Annotated in this window: 25 protein-coding genes and 1 tRNA gene; 16 read left to right on the top strand and 10 right to left on the bottom strand. The window is 63.6% G+C overall.

What is annotated here, in order from left to right:
• Positions 1-18: 18 nt before the first annotated feature.
• Complete coding sequence (locus CH268_RS08415; RefSeq protein ID WP_094663300.1) at positions 19-765, top strand: FAD-binding oxidoreductase; 747 nt, start codon at positions 19-21, stop codon at positions 763-765.
• 41 nt (positions 766-806) lie between these two features.
• Here CH268_RS08415 and CH268_RS08410 read toward each other — a convergent pair whose 3' ends face one another.
• The gene (locus CH268_RS08410) at positions 807-1,208 is read right to left on the bottom strand and encodes a MarR family winged helix-turn-helix transcriptional regulator (protein WP_176457877.1); all 402 of its coding nucleotides are present in this window, start codon (positions 1,206-1,208) and stop codon (positions 807-809) included.
• Positions 1,205-2,620 (bottom strand): MFS transporter, encoded by a 1,416-nt coding sequence (locus CH268_RS08405; RefSeq protein WP_094663788.1) that lies wholly within the window; start codon positions 2,618-2,620, stop codon positions 1,205-1,207. Before CH268_RS08405 ends, CH268_RS08410 begins: the two co-directional genes overlap by 4 nt.
• Positions 2,621-2,778: 158 nt before the next feature.
• On the opposite strand from CH268_RS08405, the gene CH268_RS08400 reads away from it, so the two are divergent.
• Positions 2,779-3,009 carry a hypothetical protein gene (locus CH268_RS08400; protein WP_027495662.1) on the top strand — a complete coding sequence of 77 codons (231 nt, stop codon included), beginning with the start codon at positions 2,779-2,781 and terminating at the stop codon, positions 3,007-3,009.
• A gap of 1 nt (position 3,010) precedes the next feature.
• On the opposite strand, the gene rsgA is transcribed toward CH268_RS08400, so the two are convergent.
• From rsgA to CH268_RS27810, 3 genes are all read right to left on the bottom strand, one after another.
• On the bottom strand, positions 3,011-4,060 hold the full coding sequence (gene rsgA, locus CH268_RS08395; RefSeq protein ID WP_094663296.1) for a ribosome small subunit-dependent GTPase A: 1,050 nt from the start codon (positions 4,058-4,060) through the stop codon (positions 3,011-3,013).
• 141 nt (positions 4,061-4,201) lie between these two features.
• Entirely contained in the window at positions 4,202-5,650 is a 1,449-nt protein-coding gene (locus CH268_RS08390) for an alpha,alpha-trehalose-phosphate synthase (UDP-forming) (protein ID WP_027495664.1), read from the bottom strand.
• A gap of 52 nt (positions 5,651-5,702) precedes the next feature.
• Positions 5,703-5,876 (bottom strand): hypothetical protein, encoded by a 174-nt coding sequence (locus CH268_RS27810; RefSeq protein ID WP_008710019.1) that lies wholly within the window; start codon positions 5,874-5,876, stop codon positions 5,703-5,705.
• Positions 5,877-5,981: 105 nt separating this feature from the next.
• On the opposite strand from CH268_RS27810, the gene CH268_RS08385 reads away from it, so the two are divergent.
• The 4 genes from CH268_RS08385 (at position 5,982) to CH268_RS08370 (ending at position 10,602) form a co-directional block, all read left to right on the top strand.
• Positions 5,982-7,730 (top strand): ABC transporter ATP-binding protein, encoded by a 1,749-nt coding sequence (locus CH268_RS08385; RefSeq protein WP_176457876.1) that lies wholly within the window; start codon positions 5,982-5,984, stop codon positions 7,728-7,730.
• Positions 7,727-9,475, top strand: coding sequence for an ABC transporter ATP-binding protein (locus CH268_RS08380; RefSeq protein ID WP_094663294.1), 1,749 nt, complete (start codon positions 7,727-7,729; stop codon positions 9,473-9,475). Before CH268_RS08385 ends, CH268_RS08380 begins: the two co-directional genes overlap by 4 nt.
• 69 nt (positions 9,476-9,544) lie before the next feature.
• The gene (locus tag CH268_RS08375; RefSeq protein ID WP_094663785.1) at positions 9,545-10,117 is read left to right on the top strand and encodes a TetR/AcrR family transcriptional regulator; all 573 of its coding nucleotides are present in this window, start codon (positions 9,545-9,547) and stop codon (positions 10,115-10,117) included.
• The gene (locus tag CH268_RS08370) at positions 10,114-10,602 is read left to right on the top strand and encodes an FBP domain-containing protein (RefSeq protein ID WP_094663783.1); all 489 of its coding nucleotides are present in this window, start codon (positions 10,114-10,116) and stop codon (positions 10,600-10,602) included. Before CH268_RS08375 ends, CH268_RS08370 begins: the two co-directional genes overlap by 4 nt.
• A 469-nt stretch (positions 10,603-11,071) precedes the next feature.
• Here CH268_RS08370 and CH268_RS08365 read toward each other — a convergent pair whose 3' ends face one another.
• Positions 11,072-11,725 carry a hypothetical protein gene (locus CH268_RS08365; RefSeq protein WP_032389807.1) on the bottom strand — a complete coding sequence of 218 codons (654 nt, stop codon included), beginning with the start codon at positions 11,723-11,725 and terminating at the stop codon, positions 11,072-11,074.
• Between the two features lie 31 nt (positions 11,726-11,756).
• Positions 11,757-12,284, bottom strand: a complete 528-nt coding sequence (locus CH268_RS08360; protein WP_032367327.1) for a hypothetical protein — start codon at positions 12,282-12,284, stop codon at positions 11,757-11,759.
• A 92-nt stretch (positions 12,285-12,376) separates the two neighbouring features.
• On the opposite strand from CH268_RS08360, the gene CH268_RS08355 reads away from it, so the two are divergent.
• The gene (locus tag CH268_RS08355; protein ID WP_027495671.1) at positions 12,377-13,186 is read left to right on the top strand and encodes an alpha/beta fold hydrolase; all 810 of its coding nucleotides are present in this window, start codon (positions 12,377-12,379) and stop codon (positions 13,184-13,186) included.
• Positions 13,187-13,276: 90 nt separating this feature from the next.
• Positions 13,277-13,537 carry an MbtH family protein gene (locus CH268_RS08350; protein ID WP_027495672.1) on the top strand — a complete coding sequence of 87 codons (261 nt, stop codon included), beginning with the start codon at positions 13,277-13,279 and terminating at the stop codon, positions 13,535-13,537.
• Between the two features lie 10 nt (positions 13,538-13,547).
• Here CH268_RS08350 and CH268_RS08345 read toward each other — a convergent pair whose 3' ends face one another.
• Positions 13,548-15,011, bottom strand: a complete 1,464-nt coding sequence (locus CH268_RS08345; RefSeq protein ID WP_027495673.1) for a threonine/serine ThrE exporter family protein — start codon at positions 15,009-15,011, stop codon at positions 13,548-13,550.
• Positions 15,012-15,100: 89 nt separating this feature from the next.
• Here CH268_RS08345 and CH268_RS08340 point away from each other — a divergent pair.
• Positions 15,101-15,175 (top strand) — tRNA-Thr (locus CH268_RS08340).
• A 164-nt stretch (positions 15,176-15,339) separates the two neighbouring features.
• Here CH268_RS08340 and CH268_RS08335 read toward each other — a convergent pair.
• Both CH268_RS08335 and CH268_RS08330 read right to left on the bottom strand, forming a co-directional pair.
• Positions 15,340-16,554 carry a tyrosine-type recombinase/integrase gene (locus CH268_RS08335; protein WP_094663292.1) on the bottom strand — a complete coding sequence of 405 codons (1,215 nt, stop codon included), beginning with the start codon at positions 16,552-16,554 and terminating at the stop codon, positions 15,340-15,342.
• Positions 16,547-17,179, bottom strand: coding sequence for a helix-turn-helix domain-containing protein (locus tag CH268_RS08330; protein ID WP_094663290.1), 633 nt, complete (start codon positions 17,177-17,179; stop codon positions 16,547-16,549). The genes CH268_RS08335 and CH268_RS08330 overlap by 8 nt, the downstream gene beginning before the upstream one ends.
• A gap of 139 nt (positions 17,180-17,318) precedes the next feature.
• Here CH268_RS08330 and CH268_RS08325 point away from each other — a divergent pair, with 139 nt between their 5' ends.
• The 7 genes from CH268_RS08325 to CH268_RS08295 all read left to right on the top strand — a co-directional run bounded on the left by CH268_RS08325 (position 17,319) and on the right by CH268_RS08295 (position 22,794).
• On the top strand, positions 17,319-17,516 hold the full coding sequence (locus CH268_RS08325) for a helix-turn-helix transcriptional regulator (protein ID WP_008709982.1): 198 nt from the start codon (positions 17,319-17,321) through the stop codon (positions 17,514-17,516).
• A gap of 1,131 nt (positions 17,517-18,647) precedes the next feature.
• Positions 18,648-19,436 carry a ParA family protein gene (locus tag CH268_RS08320; RefSeq protein WP_094663288.1) on the top strand — a complete coding sequence of 263 codons (789 nt, stop codon included), beginning with the start codon at positions 18,648-18,650 and terminating at the stop codon, positions 19,434-19,436.
• Complete coding sequence (locus CH268_RS08315; protein WP_037107059.1) at positions 19,436-19,786, top strand: hypothetical protein; 351 nt, start codon at positions 19,436-19,438, stop codon at positions 19,784-19,786. The genes CH268_RS08320 and CH268_RS08315 overlap by 1 nt, the downstream gene beginning before the upstream one ends.
• A complete protein-coding gene (locus CH268_RS08310; RefSeq protein WP_094663286.1) occupies positions 19,783-20,658 on the top strand; it encodes a DUF2637 domain-containing protein in 876 nt (291 codons plus the stop codon). The genes CH268_RS08315 and CH268_RS08310 overlap by 4 nt, the downstream gene beginning before the upstream one ends.
• 442 nt (positions 20,659-21,100) lie before the next feature.
• A complete protein-coding gene (locus CH268_RS08305; protein WP_094663284.1) occupies positions 21,101-21,667 on the top strand; it encodes a hypothetical protein in 567 nt (188 codons plus the stop codon).
• A 124-nt stretch (positions 21,668-21,791) separates the two neighbouring features.
• Positions 21,792-22,148, top strand: coding sequence for a hypothetical protein (locus tag CH268_RS08300; protein WP_255182322.1), 357 nt, complete (start codon positions 21,792-21,794; stop codon positions 22,146-22,148).
• 109 nt (positions 22,149-22,257) lie between these two features.
• A complete protein-coding gene (locus CH268_RS08295) occupies positions 22,258-22,794 on the top strand; it encodes a DnaB-like helicase N-terminal domain-containing protein (protein WP_094663282.1) in 537 nt (178 codons plus the stop codon).
• Positions 22,795-22,862 lie beyond the last annotated feature (68 nt).

The raw sequence follows: 22,862 nt of genomic DNA, 5'->3' as shown, positions 1-22,862 counted from the left end.
ACCCCTATCCTGGTCCGCATGCAGGCGTGGAATTCGACAGTCGTTCAGTACCATCGCCTTCGGAACGACCTCGCGGTGATCAGGCTCGAGGGCGACGCGATCCCGTTCAGGGCCGGGCAGTCGGTGTCCGTGACAGTTCCTCAGAACACTGCTCTGACGCGGCGATATTCGCCCGCCCTGCCGCCGTCGCTGGACGGCAAGCTCGAATTCCATGTGCGCGCGGTACCCGCGGGGTGGGTGAGCGGGTCGATCGTCAACGAGACCCGGCCCGGTCATGTCTGGCAGATCAGTGATCCGCAGGGCGGTCTGCACGTCGACGATTCCGGGCGTGACGTCGTCATGATCGCGGGCGGTACCGGTCTCGCTCCGTTGCGCGCGATTCTGCTCGATCTCACGCGCTGGGAGCGGCCGCCGAATGTGACGCTGTTCTTCGGCGGCAAGTCGCCGCGCGATCTCTATGCAAGCGACATGCTGTGGTTGATGGCGGCCGAGTTGCCGTGGCTGACCGTCGTTCCCGTCGTCGATCAGCTGCACGAGCCGTGGGCCTCGGACCGCTGGAACGATCGTATTCACGAGGAAATTGGTTCCAGCACATCATTTTTCGAGCCGGAGCACTGCTGGGAGGGTGCTATCGCCGACGTCGTCGCCGTGCAGGGGCCGTTCCCCGACAGTCAGATCCTGGTGTGTGGTTCACCCGGCATGGAGGCCGCCACCGTGCGCGCCCTCGTCGAGATCGGAACCCCGCTCGCAGACATTCGCCGCTGAAGCCGAAGCCGAAGCAGAAGCCGAACCGCCGCCCCACCACATCAGGGCAGTCGCAGTATTCGACGCAGATGCGCCAGGTCCTCCGGCGGTAGTGCCGTGAATTCCGGCGGCGGGGCGTCGGCGATCGCGCGGGCTTTCTCGGCGAGGCGGCGTCCGGTGTCGGTGAGTCCGATGATGCGTCGTCGACGATCGTGGGGGTCTTCGGTACGCACCACCAGGTCTCGCTGTTCGAGTTCGCGCACGTTCAGAGATACGTAGGGCACGTCGGAGGCGAGCAGATCGGCGAGTTCGGTGACCGTCCGATCGCCGCTCAACAGCTTGATCAGCAGTTTCGCCCGCAGGAAGCTCATTCCGGTGGCCTCGGCGACGGCCCGTCGAGTGTCGTGTACCTCGAGCATCAGCGCTCGCATCTCGCGCCAAGTCTGCGCTGCTTCGCTCGTCATACGAGCACCGGCTGGTCGATACGTTCGGCGGTCGATCGTGCCCATCGGCCGGTGGTGACCAGCGCGAGCACGGTGACAACCACGCCGGCACCGGCGATGACGAACCAGGCGGGCACGGCGGCTGCGGTGAATCCGTCGGAGATTTCTCCGACGATGCTCGCGGTGACGATCGATCCCATGACGGCCACGCCGAGCGACTGACCCACCTGCCTGCTGGTCGACGCGATGGCCGAGGCCACGCCGGCTTGGCTGCGCGGCATCCCGGACACTGCGGTGTTGGTGATCGGGGCGTTGACCATGCCGAAGGAGATTCCGAAGATCACGTATGCCGTCGCCAGCCAGGCGAAGGACGTCGTCGGCGTCGTTCTGGTGAGCATCAGCGCCGAGATCACGAAGCCGAGGCCTGCCACGAGCAGGGGGATGCGAGCCCCGAGGCTGCCGACGATGCGTCCCGATATCGGCGCGAAAATCAGCGTCATCAGTGCCATCGGCAGAGTGTAGAGACCAGCGTGCAGAGGTGAGTAGCCGCGAACGTCCTGCAGGTACAGCGTGTTGAGGAACAGGAACCCGCCGAGGGACGCGAACGCACACACGGCGATCACCGTAGCGCCACTGAACGGCGCACTGCGGAAGAACTTCAGCTGGATCAGCGGTTCATCGATTCGCGATTCGACCACCAGCAGCCCGACGAGAGAGCCGATCGCGACGGCACCCGTGAACACGATCAGCGGTGATCCCCAACCCTTCGCGGGACCTTCGATGATGGTGAAGACCAGGGACGCGAGGAACGCGAAGATGAGGAACTGACCTACCGGATCGAACTTCCTCGCGTGCTCGGCCTTGGATTCCGGGACGAACTTCAGTGTCATCGCCAAAGCGAAGATCCCGACGGGGACGTTGATCCAGAAGATGGACTGCCAGCCGGCGCTGGTGACGAGCACGCCGCCGAGTGCCGGTCCCGCGGACATCGAGATTCCGACGACGGCACCCCACATGCCGATCGCGCCGGCGCGCTCTTTGGGGTCGGTGAAGGTGTTGGTGATGATCGACATCGCGACGGGATTCATCATCGAGCCGCCGATGGCCTGCAGCATCCGGAAGGCGATGAGCCAGCCCAGCGACGGTGCGACGCTGCACAGCAGCGAGCCGAGCACGAACGTTCCGGTGCCGATCAGGAAGAAGCGTTTGCGGCCGTACTTGTCGGCCATCGACCCACCGAGCATCAGCAGAGATGCCACGACCAGCGTGTATGCATCGATGATCCATTGCAGACCCGATACCGATGCATTCAGATCTGCGCGCATCGACGGCAGCGCTACGTTGACGATCGTGTTGTCGGTGCTGACGAGAAACAGGCTGAGGCAGCAGATCCCGAGCACGAGATATCGGTGTCGTCGAGTCAGCTCGGCCACGTGCACCTCCGCATATTTGCTTGTACATCTACAACTATTACATGAGTACTCCTAACTTGTTCGACGAGCAAGTGGCGTCGGGCTGGTCGGCGCCCGATAGGGTGTGTGTCACAGACTTGCTCGACCCCCGATACCTGCTCGGTGAATGGAGAACAACAGTGGCTTCCGAGATCGCACCAGGCGACCTGGTTCAGGCGTCCGGGCATGCAGGCCCGTGGAAGGTGCTCGAGATTCGTCAAGGGTTGGCGTTGCTCGAGCATCACGACGGGCATCGGCTGTCGGTCCGGACGACGACGGTCGAAGTGGTGCGCAAGGCGTCGCCGCGCGAGGGCTCGGCTCCGCTGGAAGAGGCGGAGTCCGAGAGCCCCTCGCTGTTCGACGAGAGCTGACCTAGCGCCGCCCACCGTCGGCTGCGTACTTCTGGCGTAGCGACTTGGTCATCTGCTTGTATTCCCTCAACTTCTCGCTGCGCGCCCGCGCGTCGTGGCGTGACGTTGTCCAGGCGTTCTCCCGCAACAGCTTTCGGTAGTTACCCAGCCGGCGTTCGGAGAGTTCGCCTGTCTCGACGGCGGCAAGAACGGCGCAACCGGGCTCGTGTGCGTGCGCGCAGTCGCCGAAACGGCACAGTGCGGCCAGCTCGTCGATATCCGAAAAGGCGCTCGCCACTGCGTCTTCCGATCCTTGTACACCCACCGATCTCAATCCGGGAGTATCGAGCAGGGTCAGTCCCAGTCGTGGTACCGGAATCAATTCCCGACGCACCGTCGTGTGTCTGCCCTTGGCGTCCGCCTCGCGAGTGGTGCCGGTGGCGAACGCGGTGCTCCCGATCAGAGCGTTGCCGAGAGTCGATTTACCCGATCCCGACGGCCCGATCAGCGCGACCGTGCCGTGCAGATGCGCTGTCAGCGAGTCGATTCCATCGGCCGACACCGCACTGGTGCTGCAGACGGTGACACCCGGCGCGGCGGCCAGTACCGACTCTTCGGTGACGCGTCCGCTGTCGGTCTTGGTGATCGCGACGACGGGTACGCCGCCGCTGCCCCACGCCAGCGTGAGGTAGCGCTCGACGCGGCCGAGGTCGAGAACCGTGTCCGACGCGACGGTGACCACGACAGTATCGACGTTGGCACCGAGAACCTGTGCGGCCGAGGTCGATCCGGCACTGGCGCGAACTATGGCCGTCCGGCGGGGCAGGATGTCGATCAGCCGGAACGATTCCGCGTCCAGTGCCAGCCAATCCCCGGTGCAGAGGTCGCCAGGAGTGGAGCCTGCGGAACGACCGCTGACACTGCCGGTGCCGCGCGCGATTCCGTGCTCGGTGATGGCGTCGAATTCACCGCGGTCGACGCGAACCACGCGAGCGAGAACTGCGCTGTGAGAATGCTGTTCGAACTCGTCACGCCAGTGTTGGTCGAGTCCGTATTCGAGTAGAGAAGACATGCGAGAAGTCCTTCGTGGAGGAGGTGTGAGGGCTCGGGTGTGTTCTCGTCCAGGTGGCCACGATGCCCACCTCCTCACTTCTCGCATGCACTAAACCGTCGACGGCAAACTAACAGCCGTCGACGGTGGGGGTAAAGCGATTTATCTGACGAGGTTGGTGCCCTCGGCCGGTTGTGCCAGAGCGGACAGGAACGAGCGAGCCCAGCGGTCGACGTCATGGGCGAGAACCTGCCGGCGCATGGCTCGCATGTGACGCTTACCTGCCTCGGGTTCCTGTTCGAGCGCTCCGGTGATGGCGTCCTTCACGCTGTCCAGATCATGAGGGTTGCACAGGTACGCCTGGCGCAATTCTGCAGCAGCACCGGTGAATTCGCTGAGGACCAGCGCGCCACCGAGGTCGCTGCGGCAGGCCACGTACTCCTTGGCGACGAGGTTCATGCCGTCGCGCAGGGGAGTGACCAGCATGACGTCGGCAGCGACGAAGTAGGCGAGCAGGTCCTCGCGGGGAATGGGACGGTGCAGGTAGTGGACCACCGGGTGGCCCACCTGGCCGTACTCGCCGTTGATGCGTCCCACCTGCTGCTCGATCTCGCCGCGCATGGCGACATAGCTCTCGACGCGTTCACGGCTGGGCGTCGCCAATTGCACGATGACGTTCTCGGCCGGATCGACTCGGCCTTCTTCGAGCAACTCTCGAAATGCGTTGAGCCTAACGTCGATTCCCTTGGTGTAATCCAGTCGGTCGACGCCGAGCATGATCCGTTTCGGATTGCCCAGGTCTTTGCGCAACTGCTTGGCGCGGTCTCGGACGGCTTTCGTGCGCGACTTGGTGTCGAGGTCACCGGAGTCGATGGAGATCGGGAACGCTCCGACGCGTACGGTCCGGAACCCCACCTGGACGACGCCGAGCTTGGACCGCACACCGACGGTTCCGCGTGAGGTGGTTCCCCCGGCGAGGCGTCGGGCAAGGTAGAGGAAGTTCTGCGCGCCGCCGGACAGATGGAAACCGATCAGGTCGGCTCCGAGCAGTCCTTCGACGATCTCGGTGCGCCACGGCATCTGCATGAACAGCTCGATCGGCGGGAACGGGATGTGCAGAAAGAAGCCGATGGTGAGATCGGGCCGCAGCATCCGCAGCATCTTCGGGACGAGCTGGAGCTGATAGTCCTGAATCCACACCGTCGCACCCTGCGCGGCTGCCTCGGACGTCTTCTCCGCGAAGCGGCGGTTGACTTCGACGTAGGCGTTCCACCAGTCGCGGTCGTACTCGGGCTTGACGATGACGTCGTGGTACAGCGGCCACAGCGTGGCGTTGGAGAAGCCCTCGTAGTACTGGGTGTATTCCTTCTCGCTGATCGGCACCGGACGCAGGTGCAGGTCGTCCTCGACGAACGGCTCCACGTCGACGTCGGATACGCCGACCCATCCCACCCAGGCACCCTTGTTGGCGCGCAGGATGGGCTCGAGCGCGGTGACCAGCCCGCCGGGGCTGCGCTTCCATCGTGTGCTGCCGTCGGGAAGTGTCTCCAGATCGACCGGCAACCTGTTGGCTACGACGACGAAATCCGAACCCTGCGAGGCGTCAGCCACAACTGTCCAATCCGCTTGTTGATCCCTGGGTAATCAGCCCTGCGAAAACCTGTCAGTCGGTCTTCGCTACGGGGTCTATACCCAGCATCGACAACAACATGCGGCACTCGTCTGCATCGGTCGCATAGGCGGCGACGACGCGCTGGGCCTGACTGGCGGTCTCGTACTCGAGTGGGACGATGTCTTCGTCGGCGATGTCGTTGTCGGTCGATGTCTTGGCAGGCATGGTGATCTCCGTACTCTCTGCTGGACTTACTCGGTGTTCGCTGGTGCCAACTCTATGTAAATGTGACACCCCATCGCCACTTCCCGATGCCATAGGCTGCAGCGAATGATCGATTCTGTCTCGCTTCACCATGCTCGAAACGTGGTGGAGGCACCTTTCCCGGCCACCGGTGGCGCGATTCTGCGCCGCACCGTACGACGTCGTCGCACCCGCTTGATCGTCTCGTCCCTGCTCTTCGGGGTGCATCAACTGTGCGAAACGATGGTTCCGGTCGCGATCGGTCTGATCGTGTCGCGGGCGATCGACACCGGCGACGTGACGGCGATGATCGTCTCGTTGGTCGGTCTCGCGGCTCTGTTCGTCACACTGTCCTACGCCTGGCGCATCGGTGCCCGCATCATCGTCGTCGCCATCGAGCGTGAGGCCCACGATGTGCGGGTGGAGGTCGCCGGCCGCGTTCTCGACCCACGCGGACTGCGCACCGATCTGTCGGCCGGGGAATTGCTGACGGTCTCGACGTCCGATGCCGAGAAGGAATCGTGGATTCTCGACCTGATCGCGCGAGTCTTCGCGTCCGCAGTGGCGGTGGTCGCGTCCGCGGTGGCATTGCTGATCATCGACATTCCTCTCGGCCTGGCCGTCGTGATCGGCACTCCGGTGATTTTGATCGCGCTCCAGCGTCTCGCCCCGTTGCTCACCCGCGCGGCCACCGCACAGCAGGCCGAGATCGCCGGGGTCTCGGGAATGGCCACCGATCTGGTCAGTGGAGTGCGTCCGCTGCGCGGAATCGGAGCCGAGGACGCCGCGACCCAGCGGTTCGTGACGTCGAGCCGAACGGCACTGGCGGCCACGCTGAGGTTGGCCCGCGCCAACAACGTCTATCAGGGCCTGGCGGCGGCGGTCAACGCGTTGCTCGCCGTCGGAATCGCCGGTACCGCAGGCTGGTTCGCGTTGCAGGGCCGCATCTCGGTCGGCGAGCTGATCACCGTCATCGGGCTCTCGCAATTCGTCATCGAACCGCTGACCGGGCTGTCCAAGATCCCCGGCGTGGTGGCGATGGTGCGTGGCTCGGCCGATCGGCTCGCACTCGTACTCGGTGCCGACCACGTTCTGCCGCAATCCGATTCCGCTGTGCCCTCGGGTACCGAACTCGCCGTCGACGAGGTCGGGTTCCGTTCGCTCGACGGCCTCACCTTCTCAGCTGCACCCGGCGAGATGCTCGGAATCGTCGCCTACCGGCCGCAGGACGGGGAGGCACTCGCCCAGGTGCTCTCGGGTCAGATCTCCGAGTCCGACTACGCCGGAACGGTACGGATCGGCGGCATCGCAACAGGGGACATCGATCTCCGACGCGCCCGCGAGACCGTGCTCGTCGAGCCGCACATCACCGACCTGTTCGCCGGCACCGTTCGCAGCAACGTCACCGCAGGTCGCGCGCAGCCCGACGCCGAACTCGCCCGCGTGCTCGAGGCCTCCGCGGCCACCGATGTCGTCGAACTGCACGAAGCCGGGCTCGACCACGCCGTCACCGACCGCGGTGCCAGCCTCTCCGGTGGCCAACGTCAACGGGTCGCGTTGGCGCGGGCCCTGTCGGTCGACGCCCCGGTGCTGGTGCTGCACGACCCCACCACTGCGGTCGACGCCGTCACCGAGCACACGATCGCGCGCGGCATCGCCGAGCTGCGACACACCGACAGCGCGGCGCAGACCACGATCCTGATCACCACCAGCCCTGCGCTGCTGTCGGTGACGCATCGCGTACTCGTGGTCGACGACGGCCGCGTCGTCGCCGAAGGAACCCACCACGATCTCGCGTCCTCGGACGCGCAATACAAGGAGACGGTGCTGCGATGACCGCCCCCGAACTTCTTCCCATCGCCACCGGTGCCCGGTCGGGCCGATGGCTGTTGGAACAGCTGCGCCTGCGCAAACTCCGTACCGCGGTGACGCTGCTGCTCGGCGCAATTGCCGCGGCGATGTCGCTGGTGCCCGTCTACGTGCTCGGCGTCCTGGTCGACCGCGTCCGCGACGGGGCCGACTCGTCGACCATCGTCGGGGTCGTCGTCGTGATCGCGGTGGCAGCGGTCATCGGCGGTGTCGTCACCGGGTTCAGCGGCTACTTGATCAGTACCCTCGGTGAGGGCATCCTGGCGTCCCTGCGTGAGGCGGTCGTTCGACGCGCTCTCCGTCTGCCGGTGGCCACGCTGGAGCGAGTGGGCAAGGGTGACTTGCTCTCCCGCGTCGGCGACGACGTCGCAGTGATGGCCAAGTCGATCGGCGAAGTGATTCCACAGCTCGTCGGAGCATTCCTGCTCGTATGCCTGAGCATGATCACGATGCTCGGAATCGACTGGCGTCTGGGGCTTGCCGGTCTGGTGGCATTGCCGATGTATGTCCTCGCACTGCGCTGGTATCTGCCCCGATCGGCTCCGCTGTACGCGGCCGAACGAGTCGCTATGGGCGAGCGGGCGCAGTCCTTCGTCAGCAGCATGCAGGGCGCAAAGACTGTGCGCGCCTACGGACTCGAAGCAGAGCACCTCGGTGAGGTGGATCGAGCGTCGGCGAAAGCCCGCGACATCGGCGTCGACGTCTTCCGCCTGTTCACCCGTTTCGGCTCACGCAGTAACCGCGCCGAATGTGTCGGTCTGTCGGTGATCCTGCTGGCCGGATTCCTGCTCGTACGAGGCGATTACGTGACCGTCGGTGAGACCACGGCCGCGGCGCTGCTGTTCCATCGCCTGTTCAATCCGATCGGCACCCTGCTCTTCACGTTCGACGACATCCAGTCTGCCGGAGCTTCTCTGGCCCGACTGGTCGGTGTCGTCGACATTGCCGACGAGCGGCCGGTGGGCGACGGTTCCGTGCCTGCCGACGCCACCCTCGATGTCGTCGACCTGCGTCACTCGTACGACGGGGGTCACGAAGTACTGCACGGGGTCGACCTGCGTGTCGACGCAGGTGAGACGGTCGCGCTCGTGGGATCCACCGGTGCCGGGAAGTCGACGATCGCGGCCATTGCGGCCGGGTCCATGGCATCGACGTCGGGCACGGTTCGTGTCGGCGGCGCGTCCCTGGACTCGTTGGGCCACCAGGGTTTACGCCGGCATGTCGCGATCGTCAGCCAGGAAGTGCACGTCTTCGCCGGCCCTTTGATCGACGACGTTTTGCTCGCGGCACCGGACGCCGGCCGCGACGACGTGGAAGACGCACTGCGGACCGTCGGTGCCTGGGGATGGGTCGAGGCGCTCGAGAACGGCCTCGACACCGCCGTCGGCGAGGGCGGTCACCAGTTGACCGCGGCGCAATCGCAGCAATTGGCTCTGGCGCGGCTGGTTCTCGCCGATCCGGCTGTCGCGGTGTTGGACGAGGCCACCGCCGAGGCCGGCAGCTCCGGTGCCCGTGAGCTCGAACTGGCTGCGGAGGCGGCGACGAGAGGCCGCAGCACATTGGTCGTTGCGCATCGCCTCACCCAGGCCGCTGCAGCGGACCGCGTCGTGGTGCTCGAGCACGGGGAAATCGTGGAGCAAGGTCCGCACGACGAGTTGGTCGCTGCCGGTGGGCGTTACGCAGAGCTGTGGGAGGCGTGGCAGGGTCGCTGATTGCTATAGCAATTTGCCTATAGCTATTAGTTTTGGCTACGGTGTCCTCTGAAGATGGAGGAGGCCGACATGGCACGCGCAGGATTGACCGCGCAGCGCATCGTGGCAGCAGGAGCGGATCTTTCCGATGAGGTCGGCTTCGATCGAGTGACTGCCAGTGAGTTGGCGCGACGCTTCGACGTCAAAGTGGCGAGTCTGTATTCGCATCTGAAGAGCGCGCATCAGCTCAATGTCGGCATCGCTCTGCTGGCGTTGGAGGAATTGGCCGACCGGGTGGCAGAAGCGTTGGCGGGCAGGGCAGGCAAGGACGCGTTGGTAGCAGTGGCCGACGCGTACCTGGTCTATTCGCGCGAACATCCCGGCCGGTACGCGGCGACCCAATTTCCTCTCGACCACGAGACGGCGATCAACAGTGCCGGGGTGCGGCACTCGGCGATGATGAAGGCAATTCTTCGTGGGTATCACCTGAACGAGGCCGATCAGGTGCACGCTGTTCGATTGTTGGGCAGTGTTTTTCACGGTTTCGCCAGCCTCGAAGCGGCCGGCTCGTTCGCTCACAGTGCGCCCGACTCGCAAGAGTCGTGGGCCCGAATCCTCGACGGAATAGACACACTCCTACGGCAATGGAGGCAGGAACAATGAAGCCGATCTCCGAACGCGACATCAGATCGTCGTTCGTCAACTCGTCCAAGGGTGACGCCACTCGGCTTTCCCTCCCCGATATGTTCGACGAAGTGCCGTGGGAGGATCTCGATTTCCTCGGCTGGGGCGACCCGAAGCTGGCGGGACGAAGCTACATCGTCGTACCGCAGGAAGATCGACTCCGGGGAATTGCGTTGCGATACAAGGCAGGTGGCCCACGGACTGCGCAGATGTGCAGCATCTGTCTCACCACCCACACCAACGGCGGTGTGTCGCTGATGGCCGCTGCGAAGGCAGGGGAGTCCGGGCGACGCGGCAACACCGTCGGTACCTACATCTGCTCGGATCTCGCATGTTCTCTGTACGCACGCAAGAAGAAAACACCGGCCCTGGGACGACAGTTCAAGGAGGACTTCGACGTCGACACCCGCACGGCGACGGTGAAAGACAATATCGACGCATTCCTCGCTCGCATCGTCAGCTGATCGTCGCTCCGCTCCCGTCGTGCGCGTTGTGCGCCCTCAGAGGTACGCACAACGCGCACGACCTAGCTCTTTTTTCTGGACCGCTGTGGCCGCAAAGCTGTGAAAAGCCAAGCCGTTGCCGCGACAATTGCCAGACCCCAGCCCGCCATGCCGGCCCCAGGGAAGTCCAGTCTTGGGATGGCGAGAACCCCGAAGATCACCAGAGTGGCGAACAGCGGCGAGAGTCTGCGCTGGGCGCGGTTAGGTGGAGTGGACTCGGGTCCCGTTTGTCGCATGCGCATCTACCCGCCTTGTCGATGTGTTCGGCGAGCCTACAGTAAACCGGGCAGTCGGGCTTCGCTGGTGCGCCCCGGTCGATGCTCTCAGAGTGTGGCACCCAACGGTTGCAGCGCGCACCAGCCCCGCACCGAGAACACGGTGCGGGGCTGGAAGGGGTTGTAGCTGAGCTCGATTCGAGAGAATCGGGCTGTCAGTCCTTGTTCTTCTCCGCGATGAACAGCTTCTCGATGCGCTCTGCCTCGTCCTTCTTGGCGTCGGCTTCCTCGGATCGCTCTGCGGCCTCGGCCAATTCGGCCTCGGACGGTGCTGCAGCCAACTTCTCCTGCTTGTCGACCTGAGCCTGCTGAGTCTTCTTGCGGTCCTCGGCTGCCTTGGCCGCCGCGGCAGCTTGCTCGTCGGCCTTCTTCTTCTTTGCAGCCGCTTCGCGTTCGGCTTCCTGGGCGGCCTCGCGCTTGCGCTGCTCGGCCTCCTGTCGCGCGTCGCGGGCGGCTTCCTGGGCTGCGGCGTCGGCGGCCCGCCGGTCCTGCTCGGCGGTCTCACGAGCCGTCTTCAGGTCGGCGTCCGCAGCAGTCTTCTTCGCACGTGCCTCGGCGTCCAGGCGTGCTGCTTCGGCGCGGTTCTCGGTGCTGTCGACCAGCGTCTCGCCGCGATCGGCAAGGCTTCTGTCTCCCAACAGGTTTCCGACGGCACGATCGAGGGATCCGAGCGTGTGCTCGTAGGCGAGCCGCGCCGGTGATTCCGCATCCATCTTCACGACGACGTTGGTCTCGATGAGCTGCAACGGAATTCGTGCGATCTTGTACTGAAGTCTCAGGATGGTCAGTGGTAGGGCCAAAACACTCATGTAGTCGAACTCCTAGATCAGCAGTGGTGGGTCAAGCCTGGTTGCGAAGCTCTTCGGCTTTCTTGCGGTCGGCTTCGGCCTGCAGCAACGCTTCCTGGTGCTTTTGCGCAGCGACCATTTCGTCCGCATCTGCCGCGGCCTGCTCGGCTTTGCGCTCCTCGGTCGCTTCGATCTGTTCGGCCGTGGCGTCTACCTCGGCTGCCGCTCGTTCCTGCGCCACGGTCTCACGCTTGTTCTGTTCGGCCGCGGCCACCTGGGTCTCGCGAACACGATCTGCGTTCGCCTCGGCAACTGCCGCATTCTCTTCCGCGGCCTCGCGTCGACTGTCTGCCGCAGTCCGCACGTCGGCGAGCTCCTCCGCGGCCTCGGTGGCCTGCGCATCGGCGACGCGTTCGGTGGCCTGCGCCTCCTTGCGTTCGCGAGCCTGAGCGGCCTGCAACTGGCCCTCGGCCGTCAACGAGTCGTTGCCGGTGACAGCGCCGACGACCTCTTTGGCTTTGCCCTTGATCCCGTCGAGCATTCCTTTGCGTGCTTCGCCCGCTACGTTCTCGTCAGTCATGTAACTGCAGGTACCCACTGGCTGTTCGAGTAACCCCACGTCGACCTCGGACGATACGATCGCCGACGAAAGCATCAGCAGTGAGGAGACGTATGCCTATCGCGAAGATCAACGGCATCGACGTGAACTACCAGGTCAAGGGCAGTGGAGACCTGGTCGTTCTGATAATGGGCACCGGCAGTCCCGGCCGAGTGTGGGAACTGCATCAGGTACCGGCCCTCCTGGCGGCCGGCTACCGGGTGTGCACCTTCGACAACCGCGGTATCGCGCCGTCGTCGGAAAGTGCGACCGGTATCACCATCGACGCCATGGTCGCCGACACCGAGGGCTTGATCGAACTGGTCCGCGACGGTGCCGAGAAGGCCTTCGTCGTCGGAACGTCGATGGGCTCTCGCGTCGCGCAGGAGTTGGCTCTGAAGCGTCCCGATCTGGTTCGCAAGGCGGCATTCCTGGCCGGGCACGCGCGGGTCGACGAGTTCCAGAAGACGCTCGCCCAGGGCGAGCGGGCGCTCTACGACAAGCGCGTCGAGCTGCCGGGCACGTACTCGGCCGCGGTGACGGCGGTGATGAACCTGTCGCCCGCCACGTTGCGCGATGCGCGAACGGCTCGCGATTGGCTCGACCTGTTCGAGTTCTCGGCATCCTCACCATCCGCCGGGGTGCGCGCGCAGTTGGGCATGGACGACGATTTCGACCGCACCAACGCCTACCGGGCAGTGTCGGTGCCGTGTCTGTCGGTCGGGTTCGCCGACGATCGGATGATCCCCGCCTACCTGGGCAAGGAGCTCGCCGACGCGATTCCGGGGGCTCGATACGTGGAGATCGCGGACGCCGGGCATTACGGATATCTCGAGCGGCCCGAGGCCGTCAATGCGCACTTGCTCGACTTCTTCAAGGCCTGACGCCACCTGAGCACGACCTGCGTTGCTAGGGTCGTGTGGCACCTCACGGTGCAGACTTACCAATCAAACGTTCGCGACGAGTGAGGCGAGATGAGTACCAACCCGTTCGATGACGAAGACGGACGCTTCTTCGTGCTGGTCAACGACGAAGATCAGCATTCGCTGTGGCCGACGTTCTCCGAGGTCCCTCAGGGGTGGCGTGTCGTCTTCGGTGAAGACACCCGCGCTGCGTGCCTGGAGTACGTCGAGAAGAACTGGACCGACATGCGTCCGCGCAGCCTGCGTGAGGCCATGGAGGCCGACGCAGCTGCCCGCGCAGGTGCTGAGGGAACCCCCAGCACCGAGGCCTGAGTTCCGCCTCCTACGAAGGACTCGTACCGCGCCGCCGACGAACCGTCGGTCGGCGCGGTTCTTCTCTGCGGCGAAGCGTCGGGCGCAGTAGTTCCTCGGTGCGTGCCAGGATCCGGGGTCGACGCAATGTTCGCGCACCCCACTCACCCAATGTGACGCCCGCAGCCAGGCCACAGCCGATGCCGAACGCCGCGAAGAGCGAGCTGATACCGAGCAGCAACTGGTCGTTGAGAATCGCGTACAGACCTCGGTAGAGCGAGAGACCGGGCAGCAACGGAGTGATTCCGGCGACGGCGACGATGAGCGGCGGAATGAGCGCTCGACGCGCGAGGAGACCACCGGCGAATCCGACGACCGTGGCCGCGATGGCAGACGCGATGATCGGACCCACAGCCAACGTCTGTGACATCAGGTAGACGAGCGCGCCCGCGAAGCCGCCCATGAATGCAGCCGTCAGTGCGCGCCGCTCGGCGTAGCAGGCGAGCGCATAGAACAGTGACGCGGCCGCGCCGGCCAGGACCTTGGTGGGCACCTGTGTGATGTCCGGGGGCGGCAGGTTGCTGATCTGCGGCAGGTCACTTCCGATCAGAGCAGCCAGCCGCAGCGACGTGGCAACGCCGGCAATGATGCCGCCCGTCATCATCAACACTTCGAAGAATCTGGCCGACGCGGTGATCGGTGCCCCGGTGATCGCGTCCTGTACCGAGCCGACGAGTGAAAGCCCCGACAGCAGCACCGTCACCCCGGCACCGATGATCACCGACGGGGAGATGTCGATATTGAGCTGATCCTGAAAGTTGTACAGAGTGATCGCCGGGGTGGCAGCGACGAACCCGCCGACCACCTGCTGAAAGAAGAAGGGCAGTCCGGCGCGGTTGAGGATGCGGCCGATTCGGTCGATCACCATCGTCGTCAGGAAGCTGACGACCGCGACCAACGCGCCGCCGCCGAGCAACACACCGATCGCCGCCGCCATGCCGGCCCACGCGAAGGTCGCGATCCACCGGTTGTAGGGGTGCGGGGCCGAGGTGATCTCGTCGAGGCGGTCACGCGCGATGCTCGCCGGGACCACCTTGACGCGCACCGAGCGAATGAGGCGGTCGACCGCGGCCAGCCGTGTGAAGTCCATCGAGCGGTAATGAACGATGCGCATCGTCGACGCCGGCGGCCGCGTGGGACCGCGATGTGCGCTCAACGTGATCGAGTTGTACGTGACGTCGACATCGCATCGTGCGAGGCCGTACGTCGCGGCGATGAACTGCACCTGCGTCGCCGTATCCACCGCGGACGTGCCCGACGCCAACAACACCTCGCCGACACGAACCGCCAGCTCGAGGACCTCGGCGACCGTCGCGTCGTCCGTCAGATCGATAGGGCGAAGAGGTGACGGCGCGGCGGTCGGTGTATCGATGGTGGCCCGACGCTCACCGGTGAGACGGCTCAGCGAAGCCGTCAGGTCTTGCAGGAAAGTCATGACCGTCTTTACGTTGCTGGGGTGATCCACCGACAAGGTACCTGTTGTCGCTGAGCGTCCGTTGAACGGTATGCTTGGCTCGCTTCACTGCCTCCTTAGCTCAGCGGTAGAGCACTCGCCTTGTAAGCGAGCGGTCAACGGTTCAATCCCGTTAGGAGGCTCCACAGAAAATGGGGTCTGAACTGGCCTTTTGAGCTACCTCTAATGAAATTCATTGCCAATTAGGCGAGCCCGGTGTCACAGAATGTCACAAGTGCTTCATAACTCGCCGGAACAGCGCCTGATGAGACCGCATGCTCCTATGTGGACGGTTGCGGACAAACGCCGGTCAACGCGCATCGTCGGATGGCTCGTCGCGACGCCGGACGAGTGCCTGCAACGTATCGGCCGCGCCCAGTAGCGCATGGTTCTGAGAATGGACGTAGGTGCGCATTGTGAATGCGTTGTCCGAGTGCCCGAGCCATGCCGAGATCACGGCAATCGGCACACCTTGAAGGTGTAGCAGAGTCCCACAGGTGTGGCGCGCGTCGTGGAGGCGGATGTCGGACACCTCGCTGTTGGCGCATAGCCTGCGCCAATAGTCGCTGACCGTATCGGGATGAAATGGTCGCCCTACAGCGTCGGACACGACGTAGGTGCCGGGGCCGACGTAGGTCGAACTCTTCCGTTCCACGCCCTGCAAGCGGTGTGCAGCCTCGAGTGCGGATTTGAGGGCCGGCGTGAGGGGAAGCGTGCGCTTGGACCTTTCTGTCTTCGGCGGGCCCTCTACGACGCGTCCATTGACCGAGACTCGCGTGTTATTGATTGTCAGGCTGCCGGCGTGAAGATCGACATCGTTCCACCGAAGCCCGCACAGCTCACCGCGTCTGAGGCCGCTCAGGGCAAGCAGCCAGGCGTGGCCGTTCCTGTCGCACGTCGATGCCTCCAGGAGGCGTTGCACTTCGTCCTCCGTGAATGTCTGCATCTCGACGTGCACACGGGGCGCGCGGTCGACGAGCGCGGCAACGTCTCGTACCAATCGCCCTTCTCGCATCAGCCCGGAGAGGACCGCGCTTACAAGGTTGAGCATCGGATTGATCGAAGTGGCCTTCCATGGACGTCGCAGTTGGCCATCGGGTTTGACCGAGCTGCCGGCCAACAGATCGTTCACTAGAGCGTCCAAGTGACCTTTGGTCAACTTCTGCACCGCTAGCCCGCCGTAAGTGTCGCGCAGCGGTTGAAGGGCATGGGTGTACGCGGCTTTTGTGGACTCTCGTACGCGTCGTCCGGCAAGCCATTCAGCGCAAGCCTCTTCGACCGTGGTGGTCGAGGAGGGAACGAATGTCCCCTTCGAGACTTCCTCGAGAATCTTGGACAGGGCTGCGCGAGCGTCCTTCTCTGTAAGAAATCGACGACGCAACTGCGTTCGCTTCGATGCCCGGGTGCCGTTGGCGTCGGCAACACCAGCGTCGACAGTCATTTGATACCGCAACTCGGTACTGCCTGTAGACCGATTGGTGACGTAGATCTTCTTGATCTGTGGCGGCAGTTGCTGCCTAGCCATCCTCTTCGTCCTGTGTGTTCATGCCCAGTTCGGTCATCCGTCGAAACAGCTCTTCCGAGCGCCGTCGTGCATCTTCGTATAGGTACTGCATCGACTCGATATGTTCAGCTGATTCATTCTTGGAAAGGCCGTTTCGGAGCTGTACCCGAGCACGCCGCATCGCCTTCAACGCATCGAGCCATTCACGAGTGATCCCAACGCGATCGTTCTTCGGGTCGAAGGTGTCACGTACCCACATCTCGATAGGAGCGTCGGATTCCTCCTCGGTCCAGTCGGAGCTCGGCCGCATCAGCCCGGCCTCCCCACTGAACCAGCGGAGGGCATCGTGAGACTCCTGCTGGAGCCCTGGGAGTACTTCGACTCTTCCCTTGGGGAGGTCCGGGTAGACCAGTTGTGCTGGTGAGACTCCCAGTGCCGCAGCCAAAATCAAGAGTTCCGAGACGTCCAGGCTCTTCTTGCGTCCGGTCTCCAAGTCCGCGACTACAGATCGCGAGATGCCCCACCCGAAGTCAACCGTCCTGTCGGCAAGCTTTGCTGCGGACAGAGCGGAGTGGTCTTTACCTCGAAGTCGGCGCACTTCCGAGGCGACCCGGGCAACGATCGATTCCGCCCACGACTGCGTCATGGTTACGCAGTCTAGCGGAGAATGTCTCCCCGTTGTGGGATGGCTACGTACTTGTTACTCTGTGGTGGAACCACGTGGACTGACTAGAAATGTCCTGCAGAATGTGGCTCTACTACACAATTCAGTGGAGGTGCTGAAGATGCCCAGACGGTTGTTGTCTGTCCCGGAGGCTATGGCTTGCACGGGACTTGGACGTTCCAACTTCTTCAACAAGATCGCGTCCGGAGAAATCCGGAGCGTGAAGGTCGGCAAGCGCCGGCTGATCCCGGATACGGCCATCGATGAGTACATCGAAGGTCTCGAGGCGCAATCCGACGCCAGCTCAGGCGTCGCGTGAGGCCGAGAGCCAATTGTCCCTCAGGAAACTGAAACGCCCCCGGAGGATCTCAGTGTTACCAGCACCGAGGCCGAGGGCGTCGAAACCACATCCCGTGAGGAAGGAGTTCCGCCACCGATCATAGAGCGTCTTGATAAGTCATTCAAGACATTTCGCCGAGTTACCGTTCTCCGCCCTCGATTTACGTCAGGGGCCGAGCGGGCGGTGACGCATGTTTCGACCCGCGACAGCGCGGTCGAGTTCTTCTGCTCGCGCCGCACAGGCCTTGTCTACGGAACTTCCTAGCGAGGCCTGATGTGCCGCAGCAGCGTCGTTTTCTGGCAGAGCCCGACGTAACACCAGCCTGCAGCCGGCCTGTGCACCCTTTGTAAATCCTCGGAAACCGGCCCCGAGGCACCACCAGCTCGACTGATCATCGAACCGGTGGCGATACCGATTAGCCGCGCGCCCACCGAGGCGCGGGGCTATCGGGCGTGGAGCGGACAACGTGGGTGCGGAAATTGGCTCAGGGGCCATGGGGGGTCCGGAGGGAACGAACGAAGTCCCTTGTCTTTCATACGTCACCACTATGGAGGTACCAGTTGAGCTCTCGGCCCATCTGCAATGCAGACATGACCAAGTTGTCCGGCATGACGAACCGTCATTCAGGCCTCGATCTTTCAGTCCACGCCGCTCGCTTACTCATATCCGTTGTGCACGTCGATTCCGTGAAGATCCAAACAGAGCAACATATTTGGGTACTTCAGCTCAAGCGCGGCAGTTCGCCGGTGCAGGCCGCTCCCGCTAGCGGTGCGGCGGCGTTCCGCAAAACTGACGTACCTGAATTACCCGCAAAGAGTGCCTCAGATGACTCGCTGGCGACGGGCGTCATACATCCCGCAGTGGCCATACCTCCAATGCCTGCAAAGGTAGAGAGTCAAGCTCGGGATGTGTTGGTGGTAAATGCTTCTCATGCCACTATGGCGCGTCTTTCGCCTATGGCACGCGACTCACGCATCGCGCCCCTCACCTGTAATTCACCCGACACTTTTACAGGGTGCGACTCATCCCTCGGTTCCAAGGCGTGCATGACGTCCCATACCCGCAATACCGCCAGTTCGTCCCATTCATCCATGGAAAGTGAGACCCACCATGCCCGCTGACATCTTTGCGTTCTGCAACCAGAAGGGCGGCGTGGGTAAGACCACCACCGTCTTTCACCTCGCCTACGCCGTTGCCCAAGCGGGGAAGCGAGCACTCGTTATCGACGTGGATCCGCAAGGCAACGCCAGCACAGTCCTGACCAGGACCGAGCTAGAGAGCGACGATGTCGGTGTTGCCGACGTACTCGCCGAGTCGTCGAACGCGACCATCGCCGATGCTGTTGTCCCCACCATCTGGCCTGGCGTAGACCTGGTACCCACGTCGCCGGGAAACGAGTCCCTGGCCTATGTCCGCGATCAATTGGTCGTCGCCGGTGCCGGCCGAGAACGGCGGCTTCGCGACGCAATCGACGTCGTGCGAGGCGTCTACGACGTGGTCCTGATCGATTGCCCACCTAGCCTCGATCTGCTGACCATCAACGCCCTTGTGGCAGCGCGCGCAGCCGTCGTCGTGACTCAGTCCGCGCTGTTCTCAGCGAATGGACTCGCGCGGCTACTGCGCACCATCGACGCAGTCAAGCGCAGCTACAACCCGGACCTCGACATGCTCGGGGCGATCGTCAACCTTCACGAGATCGCGACAATCAGCGGTCGAGAACAACTGATCGAGATCGCCGCGAGCATCAACGTTCTCGGCGATGCCGTACCCAAACGTGTTGTCATCAAGGACTCGATGGAGGCCCAAACCAGCCTGATCGACTGGGGGACAACACAATCTCGCAGCCTGTCGGCGATCTACCGCGACACACTTTCGCTGCTCACGAGGGGACACCTGTGATGGGCCGCCCCGAACGTATGAAGAGCGCACTCGCCGGGTCGAGCCCGGTCGACCCGCCGGAGCACACGCAGCACGCACCCGACACCGTTTCGGCGGCCGAGACCGGTGCGCAACCGTCACCGGACAACGCAAAACAGAAGCGTTCGTACTACCTCTACCAGTCCACCGTCGACGATCTTCTCAACGCAGCCGAAGCACTGTCCGCAACACCCGGCGCGCCGCGGGGCCCGTCGGATCTCGTCAATGCGGCGATCGAAGAGTATTTGGAGTTGTTGCGCAACAGATTCAACGACGGTGCGCCCTTCCCGCAACGAACCGGCCCTCTCGCACGAGGACCGAGAATCCGATGAGCCGATCACATTCAGCGGCAATCCCGTTGACAACGAAGCCGTCGGATGTCGTTGCGCTGCACCCAGCGACTTTGCAGTGGGCCCTGGCAACAGCCATTGCGTTGACAGTTGGCATCGCCGGGGCGTCCTTCTGGCTCAGTTTCGCTGTGTTGCGGGATCTCGCGGTGAGGGCTGGGATAGGTCCCGGCGAAGCGTGGGTGATTCCAGTCGTGTTGGACGGGGCGATCGTCTCGACAACCGTGACAGCCATAGCGCTGTCCAACCACACGGACAACCGCACGATCAAGGGCCGTCGCTTCGTCGTCACGATCTTGCGTGTTGCCGCATCGGCGTCGATTGCGGGTAACTCGTACCACGCAGTGTTGAGTGCGACCTTGCTTCCGGCCGTCGTCTCGGCGGGTATTGCCACCATCGCACCTATTGCGCTCCTTGCGATGACCGAAGTGCTGGCCGTCATACTTCGTGCGCCTCGCGGGACCGTAGGGGTGCATCCCGCTCCGAGCGCTGCAACAGAAGAGTCAGATCGTCCATCTGGCGAGTTCAGCCAAGACAGCCACAGCCTGGGCGGGGATGATCCGGAGGGCGAGGACGGCTTGTGGGGAGAACAGGTCGACGCGGTGGGCTTGGAACGACGACATGTAGACGCCCTCACACCGGAAGTTGCGGAGACAGCGCGGCTTCGACACGCCCACCGCGAATGGTCGTGGGCACGAATCGGTAGAGAAACGGACGGCTCCGTTGCATCGACCGCGATGCGCCGATATCGAAAGTGGGAAGAAATCACCGCGGGGATCCGCGAGGGTCACCCGGACAGGCAAGTCGAATTCGATGACACGCCAGCCAGCGACCGAAATTGCACGCTTGTGAAATAGAAGTGCTGCCGCGACGTCGAGCCTAGTTGCTTTCCGTCGCTCCCGCGCAATCACCCCAGGCTGTTGATGGCTGTGAGGTGGTCGCGCCCCGGACGGCTCAGTCTGCGTCGAGGCGCGCGCCGCCCTGGGACCACCTCCGGCGGCCTCCGGATTGAGCTTCGCTCCGCTCCGCACAGCAGAAAGAACAATTTCCTTCGCACATCTGGCTCCGATCGAGCATGCAACACCTTGACCCGTCTTACCCAACCCTGACTCCGCCTTGCTCCGGCCCGAAGGGCTCCGAAAACTTTTCAAAGCGCCTGCGGCTGAAAACTTTCCGGATCAGGGCCAGGACGCCGGTCCAGTGCGCCGCCTTCTCTCCTTCGAGCCAGATGACGGCGAAAGAAATTGGCAGAGCGAAAGGGCCGGGTGAGCCGGTCCCGCAACAGAAAGAGAGCCCGACATGCCGCAGAATGTTTCCAACACAGGACGAAGGACCACCGCCGCACACAACGCCCGAACCACCGGAATAGTCACCCACACCACCGTCCTTGTCTCCGGACCCCAGCAGGCCACTATCACCGCTACCTCCGCAGCAACCGACGAAGCACAGATGATCGTCGCACTGGGTCACGTCATGATGACCTTCCGCAGCGCCGAAACAGTATCCGCAGTCATCACCGGATTTGCCACCGTCCGGGCCGCACTCGCCGGAGCCGATGGACAAGCCCCCCACCCCGCCCAACCAGGCGCAGAATTCGGTGCCGCCGCGATCTCCGTCCTGTGGCTCGACAGCCCCGAACACACCGCAGTGCCGCACCACCGCTACAGCTCCGAACAACGTCGCACCATCCACTGGGTAGACCTGCACATGGGACCTGTCACCTGGCGCATCACCGACCGCATCGGGTACGACACATTGATGGCCGAACTCCGACGCGTTCACCGCGCTGCCGTCGGAGTATTTCTCGACGGAAGCCGCTACCGCCGCGACCCCGCCAAGCTCCTCGATGTCTTCGACGACGTCTAATACCACACGTTCGGCCCCAGTCCCGGGGCCGAACGTCGTTTGTCCACAGGCTGACTCGGCACGACAGTTATCCACACCCTCGCCTGATCGGTCTCCGCGCCAAACCCGTTTTTCCGGACCTCGTGTGACCCTCGACAACAAGCAGCTGGCCGGCACGAGCGACAAGGAACCAACGATGATCACCTGGACCGTCACCACACACCCCGAAGATAACCCCGAAATTCTGACCGCAACCGGAGCAGAACCCAATCTCCGAGGTGCGAAACGCGCCGCCGCCGATGCCGTCCGTATCGCCCTCCTCGACGCACGCGAGCACGCATCGTCCGACAACGGAACGCCGCCGTCCTACCTCGTCACACTCGACGGAACCTGTGCCCTCATCATCGGACTCGGAAGCTGCAGGCCCGAGAACTACAACGCTGTCCTCGACAGCCTCGAGCAATTCGACGGCACCGCACCACCGAACCTTCTCTACATCTGACCCACACCTCCGCAAGGACGACGAACGCGGCAGGACCGAGCACAGCGCCACCGGAATATCGAATCCAGTTCTCCCGCAACAGAACCGCACATAGAAACGAGGCGAACAGATGACCCCGTTGAGAGCAGTAGAACCCACCGACGACGAAGATCACGCTGATCTGACGGACCATCCGGAGACGGCGCCGGAAGCACTGGTCATCTGCGCGCTGATGTGGTTGCAGGACACCGACGAGGCCGTCCACATTGCAGCCTCATTGCAGGCCAATGATTTCCATGATCCCGTGTATCGCGAGCTGTACGGCATCGTGCAGGAGCTGATCATCGACAACCTCCCACGCGACCCCGCGAGTGTTCTGGGCGTTCTTGTCCGGTCAGGTGCCAGTGGACACCGCGGTGCACGGCTGCGTCGAACCCTGACCGACGTCACCGCAGCAAACGCATGCGGAGCATCGGCAACCGACTACGCCGGCATGGTCCTGTCGGAAAGTTACCGACGTAGCTTCTTCGACGCAGGGATCAGAATTCAGCAGCTCGCCGAGGAAGCGCCGGAAGAATTCTTGTTCGATCAGCTCGTCGACATCGGAAGTGCGCAACGTGAAGCTACGAACCGCCTGAACGCCTTCCGTAGCGGCAGCGCACAGTGACGGCGCGGGGAGAGACAGAGTCGGGCGATGAGCGGCGTCGAGCTGCCCTCGCTTCTGTCCGGTTGGCC

The organism is Rhodococcus sp. 06-1460-1B, assembly GCF_002258475.1.
In the GTDB taxonomy this organism is placed as follows: domain Bacteria; phylum Actinomycetota; class Actinomycetes; order Mycobacteriales; family Mycobacteriaceae; genus Rhodococcoides; species Rhodococcoides fascians.
The sequence above is the reverse complement of the archived record's forward strand: the minus strand, read 5'-3'. Positions and strand labels throughout refer to the sequence as shown.

Bases quoted from the DNA above. Each gene is read 5' to 3' on its own strand.
- CH268_RS08365 (WP_032389807.1), bottom strand. From the start codon at position 11,725: ATGAGTGTTTTGGCCCTACCACTGACCATCCTGAGACTTCAGTACAAG.
- CH268_RS08305 (WP_094663284.1), top strand. From the start codon at position 21,101: ATGCCGCAGAATGTTTCCAACACAGGACGAAGGACCACCGCCGCACAC.
- CH268_RS08330 (WP_094663290.1), bottom strand. From the start codon at position 17,179: ATGACGCAGTCGTGGGCGGAATCGATCGTTGCCCGGGTCGCCTCGGAA.
- CH268_RS08355 (WP_027495671.1), top strand. From the start codon at position 12,377: ATGCCTATCGCGAAGATCAACGGCATCGACGTGAACTACCAGGTCAAG.
- CH268_RS08410 (WP_176457877.1), bottom strand. From the start codon at position 1,208: ATGACGAGCGAAGCAGCGCAGACTTGGCGCGAGATGCGAGCGCTGATG.
- CH268_RS08360 (WP_032367327.1), bottom strand. From the start codon at position 12,284: ATGACTGACGAGAACGTAGCGGGCGAAGCACGCAAAGGAATGCTCGAC.
- CH268_RS08320 (WP_094663288.1), top strand. From the start codon at position 18,648: ATGCCCGCTGACATCTTTGCGTTCTGCAACCAGAAGGGCGGCGTGGGT.
- CH268_RS08310 (WP_094663286.1), top strand. From the start codon at position 19,783: ATGAGCCGATCACATTCAGCGGCAATCCCGTTGACAACGAAGCCGTCG.
- CH268_RS08415 (WP_094663300.1), top strand. From the start codon at position 19: ATGCAGGCGTGGAATTCGACAGTCGTTCAGTACCATCGCCTTCGGAAC.
- CH268_RS08335 (WP_094663292.1), bottom strand. From the start codon at position 16,554: ATGGCTAGGCAGCAACTGCCGCCACAGATCAAGAAGATCTACGTCACC.
- CH268_RS08370 (WP_094663783.1), top strand. From the start codon at position 10,114: ATGAAGCCGATCTCCGAACGCGACATCAGATCGTCGTTCGTCAACTCG.
- CH268_RS08345 (WP_027495673.1), bottom strand. From the start codon at position 15,011: ATGACTTTCCTGCAAGACCTGACGGCTTCGCTGAGCCGTCTCACCGGT.
- CH268_RS08385 (WP_176457876.1), top strand. From the start codon at position 5,982: ATGATCGATTCTGTCTCGCTTCACCATGCTCGAAACGTGGTGGAGGCA.
- CH268_RS08380 (WP_094663294.1), top strand. From the start codon at position 7,727: ATGACCGCCCCCGAACTTCTTCCCATCGCCACCGGTGCCCGGTCGGGC.
- CH268_RS27810 (WP_008710019.1), bottom strand. From the start codon at position 5,876: ATGCCTGCCAAGACATCGACCGACAACGACATCGCCGACGAAGACATC.
- CH268_RS08375 (WP_094663785.1), top strand. From the start codon at position 9,545: ATGGCACGCGCAGGATTGACCGCGCAGCGCATCGTGGCAGCAGGAGCG.
- rsgA (WP_094663296.1), bottom strand. From the start codon at position 4,060: ATGTCTTCTCTACTCGAATACGGACTCGACCAACACTGGCGTGACGAG.
- CH268_RS08325 (WP_008709982.1), top strand. From the start codon at position 17,319: ATGCCCAGACGGTTGTTGTCTGTCCCGGAGGCTATGGCTTGCACGGGA.
- CH268_RS08350 (WP_027495672.1), top strand. From the start codon at position 13,277: ATGAGTACCAACCCGTTCGATGACGAAGACGGACGCTTCTTCGTGCTG.
- CH268_RS08315 (WP_037107059.1), top strand. From the start codon at position 19,436: ATGGGCCGCCCCGAACGTATGAAGAGCGCACTCGCCGGGTCGAGCCCG.
- CH268_RS08295 (WP_094663282.1), top strand. From the start codon at position 22,258: ATGACCCCGTTGAGAGCAGTAGAACCCACCGACGACGAAGATCACGCT.